The following is a 16036-nucleotide window of genomic DNA, read 5'->3' on the forward strand; positions in this document are numbered from 1 at the left end:
GGCGGAACCCCCGTCTCAGAACCCGAGCACCGCCTTCATCACCGCCTTGGCGATGGGCCCCGCGTTCCCGCCCCCGCTGATCTCCCCGCGGTCGGCGGCCGCGTCCTCGACGACGACCGCGACGGCCACCGCCGGCTCCAGCGAGCCCTCGGCCTGCGCCCAGGAGATGAACCATGCGTACGGCACCCCGGAGTTGCCGATCCCGTGCTGGGCGGTGCCGGTCTTGCCGCCGACGGTGGCGCCGGGGATGGCGGCGTTCCTGCCGGTGCCCTCGCGCACGACGTCGGTCATCAGCTCGCGCATCCGCTGCGCGGTCGCCGGACTCATCGCCTGGTGGAGGGTCCGCTGCCCGGTCGTGGCGATCGTGCGGCCCCCCTGCGTGGTCGTCCGCTCCACCAGGTACGGCGCCTTGACCGAACCTCCGCCCGCGACGGCCGACGAGATCATCGCCATCTGGAGAGGAGTCGCCCGGGTGTCGAACTGCCCGATGGAGGAGAGCGCCAGCTGCGCCCTGTCGAGCGTCAGGTCGAAGTTGCTCGGCGACACGGAGAACGGGATCTTCAGCTTCCGGTCGTTGAAGCCGAAGTTCGCCGCCGCCTCCGTCATGTCGCCGAGGCCGATGTCCACTCCCAGCTTCGCGAAGACCGAGTTGCAGGACCATTCGAAGGCGTACCGCACGGAGGCGTTCTCGCAGCCGTCGACCTCATTGGTGAGCGAGGTCGTCGTGCCGGGGAGACGGTAGGGGTCGGGCGACTCGGTCGGCGCGTCGAGATCCCGCACCACGCCCGCGTCCAGCGCCGCGGCGGCGGTCACCACCTTGAACGTCGACCCGGGCGGATACGTCTGCCGGATCGCCCGGTTGAGCATCGGCTTGCTCGGCGCGTCGTTCAGCCGGTTCCAGGCCCGCGTCGCCGCCGGTCCCGTCCCGGACAGCTCCGCGGGGTCGTACGACGGCGTGGACACCAGCGCGAGGATCTTCCCCGTGGCCGGTTCGACCGCGGCGACCGCGCCCCGGCGCCCGGCGAGCCCGTCGTACGCCGCCCGCTGGGCCGCCGAGTTCAGGGTGGTGACGATCTTTCCGCCGGGGTTCTGGGCGCGGGTGACGTCGTTCCACAGGGGGAGCGGGGCGAGCATCGGGTCGGTGCCGGAGAGGATCTCGTCGCCCGCGTTCTCCAGGAACGTCGTCCCGTACAGCTGGGAGGCGAAGCCGGTGACGGGCGCGTACAACGGGCCGTCCGTGTAAGTCCGTTCGTAACGCAGCTGCTCGCCCGTGTCCGCGGAGCCGGTGATCGTCCTGCCGTCGACGATGATGTCCCCGCGCGGCTGCTCGTAGCGCGCGATCGTCTGACGGCGGTTCGCCACGTTGTCGTCGTAGGACGAGGCCTGGAAGACCTGGACGCGTGCGGCGTTCACGAGGAGCGCGACGAGCAGCACGGCACACAGCCCGGCGGCCCGGCGGATGTACTTGGTCATGGGGGCGACCTCCCGGCCGTTCACGGCGCCGCCGTCCCGTCGTACTGGCTGCGGGCCACGTCGCTGATCCGGATCAGCAGCGCCACGATGATCCAGTTGGTGACCACCGACGAGCCGCCCTGTGCGAGGAAGGGCATCGCCATCCCGGTCAGCGGGATCAGGCCGGTCACCCCGCCCGCGATCACGAACACCTGGAGCGCGACGATCGACGCCAGGCCGATCGCGAGGAGCCGCCCGAACGGGTCGCGCAGCGCGATGCCCGCCCGGTAGCCGCGCTCCACGAGCAGGGCGTAGAGCAGGAAGATGGCCGACAGGCCGGCCAGTCCCAGTTCCTCGCCGGCGGTCGCCAGGATGAAGTCCGACTTGGCGGCGAAGCCGATCAGGATGGAGTGGCCGAGCCCCAGACCGGTGCCGGTCACCCCTCCGGCGGCGAACGAGAAGAGGGACTGCGCGAGTTGGTTGGGCCCCTGGCCCGCCTCGATCGAGGCGAAGGGGTGCATCCAGTCCTGCACCCGGCCGTGCACATGCGGTTCGAGATGACCGACGGCCATCGCGCCCGCGCAGGCCAGCAGCAGCCCGACGGCGATCCAGCCGGTGCGGCCGGTGGCGACGTACAGCAGGATCACGAACAGTCCGAAGAACAGCAGGGACGTCCCCAGGTCCCGCTCCAGCACCAGCACGCCGACGCTCAGCAGCCAGATCGCGACGATCGGTCCGAGCACCCGGCCGGCCGGCAGCTGGAGCCGCTCGAACCGCCAGATACGGCGGCCCGCGTAGGCGAGCGCGTTGCGGTTGGCGGCGAGGTATCCGGCGAAGAACACCGCCAGCAGCACCTTCGCGAACTCGCCCGGCTGGATGGAGAATCCGGCGATCCTGATCCAGATGCGGGCGCCGTTCACCGCCGGGAAGAAGATCGGCAGCGTCAGCAGGCCCAGCGCGGCGACCACGGAGACGTACGTGTACCGCTGGAGCACCCGGTGGTCGCGCAGGAAGAGCACTGCCGCGATGAAGAACGCGACGCCCAGCGTCGACCAGATCAGCTGGATGGGGGCGGCCTGGTCGGCCGGGGTGTCGAGGTCGAGCCGGTAGATGAGGACCAGTCCGAGACCGTTGAGGAGGACGGCGATGGGGAGCAGCAGCGGGTCGGCGTACGGCGCCCGGAACCGCACGGCGACGTGCGCGAGCAGGGAGAGCACGCCGAGCCCGGCGCCGTATCCGGCGGCGCCGGGCGGGAGGGTGCCCTTCCGTGCGAGACCCACGGCGCAGTAGCCGCACACGCAGAGCAGGACGGCGACGACGATGAGGGTGAACTCGATGCCCCGGCGCCGGGGCAGGCGTACGGCCGGGGCGGGCGGGTCCGCCACCACGGTCGTTCCGGGCAGTCCGGGCTGGATCATGTCCGGAACGTAGCAAGTGGTGAACCTGATGTCCCGTTATGTAGTGATAAACGGGCTGTTCCGGTGTACCTCACGGGGTGCGGTCCCGATGAGGTACACCGGTGAGCCGGAACTCAGCACCACGGGGGCGTGTCGCCGAAGGTCTCGATGGAACGGGCGGGAGCCCAGGACCAGGTGCTGTCGGCGAGCAGGTACCAGATCGTGTCGCCGTCGACCGGCTCGCCATGGGTCTTGCAGAAGATCCCGACCCGCTCGCCGTGCCGGGCGATACGGATCAGCCGCCCACCGCGGAACGGGTCGCTGCGCAGCGCCAGCCCGCGGGGGGCGTCGACTCTGCCCCGGGTCAAGAACCCCTCGTCGATGCCGCTGACACCGAGGCCGAACTCGTCGTCGAAGCCGATGCTGCGCCCGATGCCCGTGTCGAAGGAGGCACCGGCCTCCAGGCTGCGGTCGACGTCGAGCCCCGAGGTCGTCGCCTCGTCGGCGAGGGCGGGGCCGGCTCCGGCGAGGGCGAAGAGGCTCGCGGCGGCGACCGCTATGCCGAGCCTGCTGCACGTGGACCGCAGGAACATGGGTGACTCCTCCGAGTAGGGGCGGACCTGACTTATCGCCACATTAGGAGCGAAGCCGGGCGCACGCAGGTCACGCTGCGCCATCGGGGACCCGGAGCCGTCCGGGCTGCTCCCTACGGTCGTCCACCGGGCCCGGTGCGGGTGCGGCGCTCAGGCGGGACCGGACTGAGGGAGCGTCAGCGTCGCCACCGCGCCGCCGTCGGGTGCGTTGGCGAACAGCAGCCGGGCGCCCAGCACCTCGGACTGGCCCAGCGCGATCGTCAGCCCGAGCCCGTGCCCCTTCGCCCCGCCCTCCGTGCGAAAGCGCTGCGGCCCGTGGTCCAGCAGGTAGTCCGGATAGCCCTCGCCGTGGTCCCGCACCGTGACGACCGGCCCGTCGACCGTCAGCACCACCGGGTCCGCGCCGTGGTTGTGCGCGTTCGCCACGAGATTGCCGAGCACCCGCTCCAGCCGCCGCCGGTCGGTCTCCACCCGCGCGTCCCGTAAGACCCGGACCTCGGTGTCCGTCCCGGAGGCGCGCACCACCCGCTCGGCCAGCGGGGCGAGCTGCTCCGAGTCCAGGTCGAGGCGTTCGCTGCGCGCGTCCAGGCGGGAGATCTCCAGCAGGTCCTCGGTCAGCGTGCGCAGTGCCGCCACCCGGTCGCGCACCAGCTCCGTCGGCCGTCCCGGCGGCAGCAGTTCGGCCGCCGCGTGCAGCCCGGTCAGCGGGGTGCGCAGTTCGTGCGCCACGTCGGCGGTGAAGCGCTGTTCGCTCAGCAGCTTGCTCTGGAGCGACGACGCCATGGTGTCGAGGGCCGCCGCGACGGCGGCCACCTCGTCCTGCGGGCTCGTGGGGTCCTGCGCGCGCGGGTCGTTCACGCGGGCGTCCAGATCGCCCGCGCTGATCCGCCGCGCCACCCGGGCCGTCGCGTGCAGCCGCCGCGTCACCCGCGTCACCGCGAACGCACCCACCAGCAGCGTCGCGCCGATCGCCAGCGCCGACGACCACACGATCGACCGGTCCAGGGTCTTGATGATGTGGGCGCCCTGCGCGTAGTCGTACTGGACGGCGAGCGCGCGTCCCCCGTCCGCGGGCCCGGCCGCCCACATGGTCGGGTGCGCGGTCCGGTCGGCGACCATCGTGCCGCGCCTCCCGCCCGCCGCCAGCGCGCGCAGCGTGACCGGCAGCCCGGGCGGGTCGACACCCGCGCCGGGCGGCAGCCGGTCGCCCGCCTCGTACGCGGCCGTCGCGTCCGTGAGCCGGTCGAGCGCGCGCCCGCGTGCCTCGCCGACCGTCTGGTTGGTCACCGAGACGTGCACGAGGATCCCGAGGAGCGCGGCCAGACCGCAGCAGATCACCGTAATGAAGGCGGCCGCCTTCCAGGTGAGGGTGGCGGTCCAGCGCGGCGGACGCAGCAGGGGCCGCCTCATGAGGCCCTCGCGGACGGCGCGGGCGTGCGTGCGGACGCCGACGGCGAGAAGGACGGCGCCGAAGCGGACGGCGGGGCGGGAGGCGCGGCGGAGGGTGTGGGGGTGGCGGAGGGCGTGGGTGCGGCGGTCCCGGTGGGAGGCCCGACGCGGAGGATCTCGTCGCGCGTCGCGAGCATCGCGTTCTGGTGCGGATCCCAGCTCCAGACCGTGCGGAACTCGTAACCCGGCAGTGTCGACGGCGAGCGGATGATCACCTCGCGGCCCGCGAGCTCCACGCTGACCACCCTGTCCGAGGTCCCCATCACCTGCACCAGCCTGTGGTCCAGGAACGTGTAGACGCGCACCGCGAGCTGGTTTGCGGGGAAGCGGATGCCGAGCACCATGTCGTCCTTGCCGTCGCCGGTCAGATCGCGGTAGTACGCCTGGAGGACCGGGCACTTCTCGCCGGTCGCGCCCTTCTCGCCGCAGTCCTTCAGCCGGTCGGCCGTCTGCGCGTACTTCGCGTGCGGACCGCTGTACTCGGCCGGGTGCGCGGCGACCTCCGCGCGCACCACGGCGAGCGGGTCCACCTTGTGGATGTCGTCGCCGGGCGCCGTGATGCCCTTGACCGTCTCGGTGTCGGCCTCCCCGTAGTCGATGGCGGGCGTGGAGGCCGGCGGCAGCTCGGGCCACAGCCGGGTCGGGCCGACAGCGGTGGGCGTCGCGCCCGCGCCGCGCAGGTCGCCGGAGTCGCCACAGCCCGCCAGCGCCGCCACCAGCAGGGCGCTCGCGGCGGCGGCACCGAGGGCTGTGCGCGCACGGCGGCTGTGGATCACTGCACTCCCGCGTCCGGGCCACCCCGGCCCGCAGGCGCTCTGGCACGGGCCGGCGTGGAGAACGATGTCGTCGAAGCGGTGACCGTCCGCGACCGGTTCGCGACGGGTGTGCGGACACGGCGCGGGGAGATCGGTCGCCGTGTACACCTTATTCGTATGGAAGTACTTTTTGTTCACCTATCGGGCCGCGCCCGCCGTCCCGCGGACTGTGCTCGTCCTCCCGCGGGCCGCGCCCCGTCCTCCCGCGGATCGTGTGCTCCCGCCGGGTGGTGCGCCTGCCCCGGCGGCATCGGGCACACGCCCGGGCCGGACCGCGCGCGGCTCCCGTGGGCGCGCTCGCGTGCGAGCCTCCCGCCGGCTCACGGCTCCGCGAGCTCCTCCAGGAGCCGGGCGGTGGCGAGCCCGGCACGCAGGTACTCCTCGAAGAGCTCGTTGTGCAGCGCCCAGGGCGAGCGCCGGCTCCGTATCAGGCGGATCGCCTCGTCGCTGGTGTATCCCGCCAGGACGAGCGCGTGCGCCACGACCAGCCCCGAACGGTTGTAGCCGTGGTAGCAGCGGACCAGGACCCGGCGCCCCGCCTCCAGCGCGTCGTCCGCCGCCTGGGCGAGCCGGATCACGCCCGCCAACTGCGTACCGTCGAGGGGGCCGTCCGGAATCGGCCATACATGGTGCTCCACCCCCGGATCCGGCCCGTGCCCCGGCAGTCGCAGCAGCGTGAGCACGAGGTCGAACTCGTCGTGCACGACGGCGAATTCCGGCTGACCGGCGCGGCCCGCGAACGCGTGCCCGCCCATCCACAGGCCGGGCACGATCTCGCTCCACGGGCTGTCCGGAGCCGGTACATCGGGTTGTGTCCTGCGGGTCCGCAACGGCGCCTCCCACCCAACTCCCCAGCTGTCCACAAAGGTATCCGGGTTCTTGCCCCTGGAGCACCCCGCCTGCTCCCATGGTCAAGGGGTGATGGTGCATGAAGGGACTGCGCGTCGTACCGACCTGGCGGCACGGTCAGGAGCGGCTGTACGTGTGCCTGACGGACGGCAGGAACGTCGCCTGGTACGACCGTGAGACGGCCCGGGTCAACCTGCTCAGCGAGGACCGGCGCGAGGACGTGCTCGACGCGCTCGGCCCGTTCCTGGCCGGCCCCGTGACGGTGGGCCCGCCGCCCGCCCCGACCCCGGCCGAAATGGCCCGGCTGACCCTCCACCCCGACGACGACCTCGCGCCCAACCGGCCCGGCGAGGCCCTGCTGGTCGCCCTCGACCGCGACCCCGGCCCGCCACGCCGCCTGCGACCCGATCCGCGGCGCCGCGCACTCGCCGCCGAGCAGACGGTCGGCGAGGCCCTGGACCGCATGGAGGGCGCGGGGTGGCACACCCTCCACTCCGTGCCCCTGCCCGGCGGCGAACGCATCCACCACCTGGTCGTCGGCCCGGCCGGCATCTTCGCCGTGCGCACCCTCTACGCGCGCAAACAACGCGTCCTCGTCACCGACCCCATGGTCACCGTCGGCCGCCACGAACCGCGCCCGCTGCTGCGCCGGCTCCGCGCGGACGCCGACCGCGCCGCGTACGCGCTGACCGCCGAGGTCCACCCCGTGCTGGCCGTGGCGGGCCCCGCCACCCTGGACGTCGTGGCACCACCGCGGGAGATCCGCATCCTCCAGGACGCCGACCTGCCGAACCTGACCCGCCTCGGCGGCGTCCTGAAGCCGGCCGACGTCGAGGCCCTCCACGCCATGGCCCGCGACCGCCACACCTGGCTGCGGGTCTAGGACGACGAAGCGCCGCCCCGGGCCGTGCGAAGCGCCGCCCGGGCCGTCACGGCAGGGCGGCCGCGCGCCCCGCATCGAACAGGGGCGCCAGCAGATCCCCGTACCGCTGCAGCCTCGGCACGACGTCCGGCGCGAGGAAGGCGAGCTGCGACGCATGTGTGCAGGACGCGACCTCGTCCCAGGTCACCGGCGTGGACACGGTGGGCTCGGGCCGCGCCCGCAGCGTGTACGGCGTCGCCGTGGTCTTGCGCGCCGCGTTCTGGCTGAAGTCGACGAACACCTTGCCCGGCCGCAGGCTCTTCGTCATGCGGTGCGTGACCTGCCCCGGCATCGCCCGCTCGGCCTCGACGGCGAGTTCCTTCGCGTACGCGCTGACGTCCTCGGACGGCGTCGGCGCGACGGGGGCGAGCAGATGAAGCCCCTTCGCCCCGGACGTCTTCGCGTACGCCTCGATCCCGTCCTCGCCCAGCCGCTCCCGCAGCCACAGGGCCACCTCGCAGCACTCGACCACCGTCGCCGGCGCCCCCGGGTCCAGGTCGAGGACCAGCCGGTCGGCGATCCCGGGCGTGCCGACGGTCCACTGCGGCGTGTGGAACTCGGTCACCAGGTTCGCCGCCCACATCAGCGAGGCGAGGTCCTGGACCAGGACCATGCGGGCGGGCCCCTCCATGCGCGGCACCTCGGCGGTCGTGACCCAGCCGGGCGTACCCGGCGGCACGTTCTTGGTGAAGAAGACCTGGCCCTCGGGCCCGTCCGGGTAGCGCAGGAAGGACACCGGCCGGTCGCGCAGATGCGGGAGCAGGGCGTCCGCCACCGTCGCGCAGTAGTGCAGCACCTCGCCCTTGGTGAAGCCGGTGGCGGGATAGAGGACCTTCTCCAGGTTGCTGAGCGCGAGCCTTCGCCCCTCCACCTCCGTGATCGGCGTCATACGATGAGAATCCCACGAAACCGGCTGATATCGGATATCGATCGGAAGGATGCCGCACGTGCGATCCATCTGGAACGGCGCCATCTCCTTCGGCCTGGTCAGCATCCCCATCAAGCTCGTGAACGCCACGGAGAGCCACTCGATCTCCTTCCGCCAGATCCACACCGACGACGGCGGCAGGATCCGCTACCGCAAGGTCTGCGAACTGGAGGACCGCGAGGTCACGACTCCGGAGATCGGCAAGGCGTACGAGGACGCCGACGGCACACTCATCCCGGTCACGGACGAGGACCTGGCCTCGCTGCCGATCCCCACCGCCAGGACGATCGAGATCGTCGCCTTCGTGCCGGCCGACCGGATCGACCCGCTCCAGATGGACACCGCGTACTACCTCTCCGCCAACGGCGTCCCCGCCGCCAAGCCCTACACCCTGCTGCGCGAGGCACTGAAGCGCAGCAACAAGGTCGCCATCGCCAAGTTCGCCCTGCGCGGGCGCGAGCGGCTGGGCATGCTGCGGGTCGTCGACGACGTCATCGCCATGCACGGCCTGCTCTGGCCGGACGAGATCCGCGGCACGGACGAGGTCGCCCCGGACACCGGTGTCACCGTCCGCGAGCAGGAACTGGACCTCGCCGACGCGCTGATGGACACCCTCGGCGAGGTCGACCTCGAAGACCTGCACGACGACTACCGCGAGGCCGTCGAGGAACTTATTACCGCCAAGGCCTCCGGCGCGGAGACGCCCAGCGCGCCCGAGCGCGAGGCGGGCGGCGGCAAGGTGCTGGACCTGATGGCCGCGCTGGAGAAGAGCGTGCGCGCGGCCAAGGAGTCGCGGGGCGAGGCAGCCGGCGGGGAAGCGGCCGGGGAGGAAGCGGGTGCGGCCGAAGCGGGCGGGTCGGAAGCGGGAGAGGGCGGGGAGGCGGAGGTCACCCCGCTCCCGGCCCGCCGCAAGTCCGCCCGTACGGCCCCCAAGGAGGTCGGCGGAAAGAAGTCCACGTCGACGAAGCGGACGGCGGCCAGGAAGAGCACGGCCCAGAAGTCGGCGGCGCACAAGTCGACGGCGCAGAAGTCGACGGCCCACAAGTCGACGGCCCACAAGTCGACGGCCCAGAAGTCGGCCGGCCAGAAGACGGCGTCCGGCACGGCGGCCAAGAGCACGTCCAAGAGCACGTCCAAGACCGCCAAGAGCACCGGCAAGGAGGCGGCGGCCAAGAAGACCGCCGCCAAGAAGACGGCCGCGAAGAAGACGACGGGACGCAAGCGGGCCTCTGCCTGAGGGGCGGACACGGGGGCGCGAGAGGCTCGGCGGGCGGGAGGGGCGGGCTCGGAGGGTTCGGCGGGTTCGGCGGGCGCAGCGGGCTTGGCGGGCGCGGGGGCTTGCCGGGTTCGGCGGGTTCGGCGGGCGCGTGGGGCTTGGCGGTTTCGGCGGGCGCGTGGGGCTTGCCGGGCGCAGCGGGCTCGGCGGGTGCGCCGCGTGCGGAGGCGCGCGGAGACCGGCCTCGGGCCGGGGCCCCGTGGAGACCGTTGCCGCGGGCACCGTGCCACGGGCCCGACCACCGGTTCCCGCGGAGGCCGTTCCCGCAGACCCGCTCCAGTGGCCCGGGCACGGGCATCCGTGGCGCGGCGGACCGGAGCGTGAGCCTCTCCGGAGAGACCGGTGCCCGGCGGACCGGAGCGCGAGCCTCTCCGGAGACCGGCCGCGTATGCCCGGCGGACCCGCCCTCGCAGGTGGGCGCCCATATGCCCGGGCGCCCCGCCCTCGTAGGCGGTTCGGTGGGTCCGGTGGGCTTGGCGGGTCCGGTGGGATCGGCAGGCCCGGCAGGCCCGGTGGGTCCGGCGGGCCCGGCAGGCCCGAGGTCAGGCCGTGCGGCGCAGGGCCAGTACCGCGTTGTGGCCGCCGAAGCCGAAGGAGTTGCTGAGCGCCAGGTCGCCGAGGGCCGGTAGGGCACGGGGAGCCTTGGTCACCACATCCAGCTCGATGGCGTCGTCCTGCTCCTCGCAGCCGATGGTCGGCGGGATCAGGCCGTGATGGAGCGTGAGGACGGTGGCCACCGCCTCCACCCCGCCCGCCGCGCCCTGGAGGTGACCGAGGTGCCCCTTGAGGGCGGTCACCGGGACGTCCCCGCCCAGTACGGCACGCAGAGCGCTCGCCTCGGCGAGGTCGCCGTCCGTGGTGGCGGTGGCATGGGCGTTGACGTGCACGACGTCCACCGCGTGGGCGCCCGCGTCCCGTACCGCGCGGCGCAGCGCGAGCGCGACACCACTGCCCGACGGGTCCGGCGCCGCCATGTGGTGGGCGTCGGCCGACAGCCCCCAGCCGGCGGCCTCACAGTAGATCCGCGCGCCCCGCGCCCGCGCGTGCTCCTCGGACTCCAGCAGCAGGAAGCCGGCACCTTCGCCGTTGACGAAGCCGTCACGGTCCTTGGCGAAGGGACGTGACGGGCTGATGCCTCCGAGTTCATGGGTGGACAGGGCGCGCATCGCCGCGAACGAGGCCATGATCGCCGGGGTGACCACGGCCTCGGCGCCACCGGCGAGGGCCACGTCGACGTGCCCGTACCGGATGCGGTCGATGGCCTGCCCGATGGCCTCGGTACCGGACGCGCACGCACTGGTCACCGTGCGGGCCTCACCCGTGATCCGCAGCGCGAGCGACACCTGGGACGCGGCCTGCGAGGGTACCGTCATCGGCGTGGTCAGCGGTGACACGGCGCGCGGTCCCTTGTCGCGGAGCTTGCGGTCACCGCCGACCAGCACGGAGGCGTCGCCGAGGATGGCGCCGACGCTCACACCGACGCGCTCGGGGTCCAGCCCGCTCCCGGCCGTGCCGGCCACGTCGAACCCGGCGTTCTGCCACGCCTCGCGTGCGGCGAGCACCGCCAGCTGGGCGGCGCGGTTCATCCGCCGCGCCTGCGGTCGCGGCAGCAGCCCGGCCGGGTCCACGGGGATGCTGCCCGCCACCCGAACGGGCAGTTCGGCGAACTCCTCGCCCTCCAGCTCCCGTATCCCGCAACGGCCTTCCATCAGCCCCTGCCAGAGCTCCTCGACGCCGATGCCGAGCGGTGTGACGGCACCCAGGCCGGTGACGACGACCCGCCGGGGTGCGCCGGCCCCGCCCGCCGCGTCGCGCCGCGGCCGGGGGAAGTGCCGTACGACACAACCGTCCTGGGCGGCGGCGTCGAGACGCTCGCGCAGCGCGGCGTCCGGCAGCGGCTCCTCGGTCCGGCTCTCCAGGTCCCGGTGCCACCGGCCCCACCGGCGGGTGTACGACTCCTCGACGGCTCGGGGGTCGACGGTGCGCAGCGAGGTGACGCGGTCGCCGTCGCGGAACTCCGCCTCGGCGAGATCGGCCGACTTGATCCGCGGAATTCCGGAGACGTCCATGCGACGGCAGTCCACCGTCACCCGCCGGCCGCGCTCGAGCACCTGGTCGTGATCGATTCCCCCGAGGGGCGGCCGCAGGGTCAGCCGAATGGTGTGCGGGCTTTCCGGAAGCGTGTGCATGACCACGTGCCACGTGTCCGCCGCCACCTCTTGTTCGGAGAGGGCGAGGAGATCACCGGGAATCACTTCGGCGACGGTGACGGCGTGGGGCTGTACGGGGACGTCGGACGAATCGCGCATGGCGGAGCCTTCGGTGCATGGGGGGAATGTCGGCATCAACTGTCGACGACGATTCGCCAGTTGCCTAGGTCCCTGTGCCAGGTAGTGCGCAACGTCACGAATGCCGCGCACTCAATTCCCGTACCGCTGGAGAAGACGAAGTACCGCATGAAATATGCCAGCGGTATATGTTCACGAGGACCGCAATTCCGCACCGGCCCGCAGATGTCACGGAAACAGAATTACCGCCGCTCTGAACGATCGCGAAATGTCCCCACCCGCGCAACAGACATCACGTCATTTATATTCGCAGCAGCCGGACTTGGGGACTGCCGGGAGAACTCCACGCCCTGCGCCAGTGCCACCCGCCTGACAAGTTCACCGTGTTGGTGGCCCGGCGCATGTACGCGCGCCAGGCGTCGGAGCCGGACTCACGACCCCCACCGGTCTCCTTCTCACCGCCGAACGCGCCCCCGATCCCGGCACCCGACGCGCCGATGTTCACGTTGACGATGCCGCAGTCCGCGCCGTCCGCCGCGAGGAACCGCTCCGCCTCGCCCTGGTCACCGGTGAAGATCCCCGAGGACGGCCCCTGCGGCACGTCGGTGTGCAGCGCGATCGCCTCGTCCGGATCGCGGTACGTGAGGACGTACAGGATCGGCGCGAAGGTCTCCTCCCTCAGCACAGGGGTCTGCGTCGGCATCCGCACGAGGGCAGGACCGACGTAGTAGGCACCGGGCGCCTCCTGCGCGAGCCGCCGCCCGCGCGTGTTCGCCGCCGCGGGGACGGCCGGCCGGCGGTGCACCACACTCCGCAGGCTGATCGTGCGCGAGGACATCGCCGACACGGTCGTGGAGCGGCTCGGCGCCGCCTGCGGTCGGCTCCCTGTCGCGCAGCATCCTGGAGTTCGGCGGCAACAACGCGGCCGTCGTGACCCCTTCGGCGGACCTCGATCTGACCGTGAACGCTGCCGGCACACGGTGCCGCCCTCCTCGGCCGCGCGACCGAGGGCAGACCGCATCCCGGTGTACGCCGCCTCGCCGATCGGCGGCCCGACGAGCGTCGACTCGTCGAACGGGTCACCGCCCGGAACGTGTTGCCACCCGGGGCCCCACCGCACGGCTAAGGCGAGTTGCCAACCCGGCCGAGCCCCCTCACCGCCGAGGTGAATCACCCCGCTCGCCTCGCTTTTCCATGATCAATCCGGCTCCAGCGTCGACATCGACCGGATGAACAAGCAGCGTGTGCAGCTCAGTCGGCAATGCTGCTCAGCCGGACCGACTCGCTCACAACTCCTGACAGCCGGCTGACCATCCCGCTACACCCTATTGCCGTATTTATATGAGTATTTGAGAGCAATGAGAAATTGATTGGTATTTCATGACAGTCGGCGTTCTATGGCGATTTTGCCGTGTCGGAGGGCAAGGATCGGGGCGTGCCCGGCCGAACGGTTCGGGCAGTGACGGGGCGCCAGCCCCGGTTCGTACGGAAAGGTCTGAACATGATCAACCGGTTGAAGAGGGCTGCGGCCCTGGGGGCGGCGACGGTGGCTCTGGCCACGGGCACGGTCGTCGGCATGGTCGGCACCGCGTCGGCCGCGCCGCAGAACCACCGGCCGCCGGTGGCGTCGCACCACTGCCAGGAGGAGCGGGGCCACTGGGCGCGCCACTGGCAGCCGGCATTCCGGGACCGGCACCACCGCTGGCACCCCGGCCAGTGGGCCCGCGTCTGGCGCCCCGTCCACCGCGATTGCCACCGCTGACCCGGTAGCTGACGCCGGCACCGGCCCGTAGGAGGGGCCAGCGATCCGAACCGAACCGGCCCCGGCGCCCCCGAAGGGCGCGCCGGGGCCGGTTCATTGCGTCGCACCTGCTCTCTGTGGCCTGCGCGTGCCGGAAACCACGCCCAGCCGGCCTCCTCCGTTGACCAGTCGCTGCACCCCGTCGCGCACAGCCTCGACTGAACCTCCACCACGCCGTCGCTGCCGGGACTGCACCGGCTCCTCCGTGGTGAGTCACATGGGCACTTCGCGCGCCCTGGGCCAGTCCACTTCTACTACAGTCCGTTACAGCGTGTTGACTGGCTGAACGCTCGACTTGTGCCGTACGACAGAATCGGTTGTGATCAACTTCCGTGTCGCTACTGAGCGTGATGTCGGCGGACCTTGGAGCTGAGTCCACGTCCGGGGGACTTTCGGCGTCCGCCATCAAGCCCGGCGGTCAGCGGCTTTCGGGCGTCCCGCCCACTTCCGGGCGCGCGCCTTGTTCGTGCGGCTGGCGACAGCCTGGCCCCCATGGTCCTGAAGCCGCTGGATGCGGCGGACGCGCTGCTGGAGGCGGGCGAGGAACCGACCGACCTCTCCTTGTGCCGCTCGCCGTGCCGCACGGCGGGCCTGGCTTCCATCGTGATCAGGACTGAGCGGTGGCGGCTCAGTGGTGAGGGGCTCTGCCCTGCGCCGAGGGTGACTCCCTGGGGAGGGCGACTCGGGGTCAGTGGGGCGCAAAAGGAGCGGAAGCCAATTATTTCGTGACGTCAGTCACAGTGCTCCGCGAATCAACCGGTGCGCTTAGTAGATGTGTCATGGCGTACATCTGAGTATTTGTCCGTCTTGACCTGGATGTGGGTCCTGCGGTGTGTGTCGGAATTCTTCCCGGCCGACCGGCACGCCCATTGCCTCGCGCTGTAAGGCTTTTGACGCCGTGACAGCTTCTCCTCCTGTCGCTGTGTGAGGACCGGAGGCGTGCGCACGGCCCTGGCGAGGTCCTCGGGCCTACGAAGCGACGTAGTGGTGGGACCCATTGCGCGCCTTGTCGGCCGGTTCTAAGAATGTCGACCCACAGGACGTCGCTGCAGTTCGGAACCGGTGTTCACGCCGAGTCGACCGCGCGCTGTGGCGCTCGGCGTCACCGAGTGAGTAGGAGCACCCCCCACATGAATTCGTCCCGGATGTCCCCGAGATTCCTTGCCCTCGCTCTCGGCCTGGGTCTGGCCTCCAGCGCGCTGGCCGTGGCGGTGCCGGCGAGCGCCCAGCCGGCCGCCACTCCCTCCGATTCCGCCGACACCTCCGTGGCGGGGTACGACGGGTCGGCTGGGGAGGCTGCGAACAACAAGGCGTTCTTCGAGGCCGTGCTCAAGTCGGTCGCCCAGAAGAGCGCCGCCCAGCCCAGCGGGCAGGCGGTGACCCTCCACTACGACGCCTCCAAGGCGCCGACGTTCCGTTCGCAGATATCGAGCGCGGCCGAGATCTGGAACAGCGCCGAGTCCAACGTGAAGCTCGAGGAGGCTTCGAGCGGTTCGAGCAGCGCCGACTTCTCCTACACCGAGGGCAACGACCCCCGCGGATCCCACGCCTCCACCGACGGCCACGGAGGCGGCCAGATCTTCCTCGACTACACCCAGAGCCAGCAGTACGACTCGATTCGCGTCGTCACCCACGAGACCGGGCACGTGCTGGGTCTGCCGGACGACTACAGCGGGCCGTGCAGTGAGCTGATGTCGGGTGGCGGCCCCGGCCCGTCCTGCACCAACCGCCAGCCGGACGCAACCGAGCGCGCGCGTGTCGACGAGCTGTGGGCCGGCGGAGGCGCGCAGGCTCCGGGTACGGGGAGCCAGTCCGGTGGCGGCCCGAGTGCTGCACCGTCGGCACCGACCGTGGCCCCGGGCACGGGGAGCCAGCCCACTGGTGGCCCGAGTGCTGCACCGTCGGCACCGTCCGTGGCCCCGGGGACGGGGATTCCGTCCGTTGGCGGCCCGAGCACTGCATGGCCGGGTTGGCCCGCGGGCCCGGGTGGTCATGGTCCGTGGCGTTCACACCACCGCACGCTCTGGAACTGATCGCGTTCCCACTCATCGCGCGCCCAAGCGTGAGGTCGGGTGGGAACTCACTGGTCGATCTTGCTGATCGGCTGGCAGAGGATTGTCCGGGTCAGGTGTCAAGCATCACCCGACGCCGACCCGTCAAGGTCGGCTCCGCCGACGGGGCTGTAACACCCCCTTGAGTGTTGCAGCCGTCTGTGACCGGACAGCCCGGACACCGCCACCCTGAGCTGTCCGGGCTGTTTGTGCAG

The 16036-nt window shown here is 71.9% G+C and carries 12 protein-coding genes and 2 pseudogenes; 5 read left to right on the top strand and 9 right to left on the bottom strand.

Going from position 1 to position 16036, the window contains the following annotated elements; all coding sequences use genetic code 11:
- Positions 1-15: 15 nt before the first annotated feature.
- The 6 genes from H305_RS0121190 to H305_RS0121215 form a co-directional block, all read right to left on the bottom strand.
- Positions 16-1473 carry a penicillin-binding transpeptidase domain-containing protein gene (locus H305_RS0121190; RefSeq protein ID WP_028802144.1) on the bottom strand — a complete coding sequence of 486 codons (1458 nt, stop codon included), beginning with the start codon at positions 1471-1473 and terminating at the stop codon, positions 16-18.
- 20 nt (positions 1474-1493) lie between these two features.
- Complete coding sequence (locus tag H305_RS0121195; protein WP_028802145.1) at positions 1494-2870, bottom strand: FtsW/RodA/SpoVE family cell cycle protein; 1377 nt, start codon at positions 2868-2870, stop codon at positions 1494-1496.
- Positions 2871-2983: 113 nt separating this feature from the next.
- Positions 2984-3442, bottom strand: coding sequence for a hypothetical protein (locus H305_RS0121200; RefSeq protein ID WP_037764762.1), 459 nt, complete (start codon positions 3440-3442; stop codon positions 2984-2986).
- Positions 3443-3592: 150 nt separating this feature from the next.
- Positions 3593-4852 carry an ATP-binding protein gene (locus H305_RS0121205; RefSeq protein WP_028802147.1) on the bottom strand — a complete coding sequence of 420 codons (1260 nt, stop codon included), beginning with the start codon at positions 4850-4852 and terminating at the stop codon, positions 3593-3595.
- Positions 4849-5667, bottom strand: coding sequence for a hypothetical protein (locus H305_RS46680; protein ID WP_037764831.1), 819 nt, complete (start codon positions 5665-5667; stop codon positions 4849-4851). Before H305_RS46680 ends, H305_RS0121205 begins: the two co-directional genes overlap by 4 nt.
- A 359-nt stretch (positions 5668-6026) precedes the next feature.
- A complete protein-coding gene (locus H305_RS0121215) occupies positions 6027-6536 on the bottom strand; it encodes a protein-tyrosine phosphatase family protein (RefSeq protein ID WP_028802148.1) in 510 nt (169 codons plus the stop codon).
- A 98-nt stretch (positions 6537-6634) separates the two neighbouring features.
- Between H305_RS0121215 and H305_RS0121220 the strand changes: the two genes are divergently transcribed.
- A complete protein-coding gene (locus H305_RS0121220) occupies positions 6635-7438 on the top strand; it encodes a nuclease-related domain-containing protein (protein ID WP_028802149.1) in 804 nt (267 codons plus the stop codon).
- A 46-nt stretch (positions 7439-7484) separates the two neighbouring features.
- Here H305_RS0121220 and ligD read toward each other — a convergent pair whose 3' ends face one another.
- Positions 7485-8366 (bottom strand): non-homologous end-joining DNA ligase, encoded by an 882-nt coding sequence (gene ligD / locus H305_RS0121225; protein WP_028802150.1) that lies wholly within the window; start codon positions 8364-8366, stop codon positions 7485-7487.
- Between the two features lie 49 nt (positions 8367-8415).
- Between ligD and H305_RS46685 the strand changes: the two genes are divergently transcribed.
- Entirely contained in the window at positions 8416-9642 is a 1227-nt protein-coding gene (locus tag H305_RS46685; RefSeq protein ID WP_078629155.1) for a Ku protein, read from the top strand.
- Positions 9643-10223: 581 nt separating this feature from the next.
- On the opposite strand, the gene H305_RS0121235 is transcribed toward H305_RS46685, so the two are convergent.
- Both H305_RS0121235 and H305_RS46690 read right to left on the bottom strand, forming a co-directional pair.
- Positions 10224-11990, bottom strand: coding sequence for a beta-ketoacyl-[acyl-carrier-protein] synthase family protein (locus tag H305_RS0121235; RefSeq protein WP_028802151.1), 1767 nt, complete (start codon positions 11988-11990; stop codon positions 10224-10226).
- Positions 11991-12304: 314 nt separating this feature from the next.
- A pseudogene (locus tag H305_RS46690) lies at positions 12305-12729 on the bottom strand (aldehyde dehydrogenase family protein); the annotation flags it as partial.
- A gap of 7 nt (positions 12730-12736) precedes the next feature.
- On the opposite strand from H305_RS46690, the pseudogene H305_RS54935 reads away from it, so the two are divergent.
- From H305_RS54935 to snpA, 3 genes and pseudogenes are all read left to right on the top strand, one after another.
- Positions 12737-12859: pseudogene (locus H305_RS54935) on the top strand (aldehyde dehydrogenase family protein); the annotation flags it as partial.
- A gap of 611 nt (positions 12860-13470) precedes the next feature.
- Positions 13471-13731 carry a hypothetical protein gene (locus H305_RS0121245; RefSeq protein WP_028802153.1) on the top strand — a complete coding sequence of 87 codons (261 nt, stop codon included), beginning with the start codon at positions 13471-13473 and terminating at the stop codon, positions 13729-13731.
- Positions 13732-14900: 1169 nt separating this feature from the next.
- Positions 14901-15803, top strand: a complete 903-nt coding sequence (gene snpA / locus H305_RS0121250; protein ID WP_028802154.1) for a snapalysin — start codon at positions 14901-14903, stop codon at positions 15801-15803.
- The last annotated feature ends 233 nt before the right edge of the window (positions 15804-16036 follow it).

The sequence above is a fragment of the Streptomyces sp. 142MFCol3.1 genome (assembly GCF_000424945.1).
Taxonomy (GTDB): domain Bacteria; phylum Actinomycetota; class Actinomycetes; order Streptomycetales; family Streptomycetaceae; genus Streptomyces; species Streptomyces siamensis.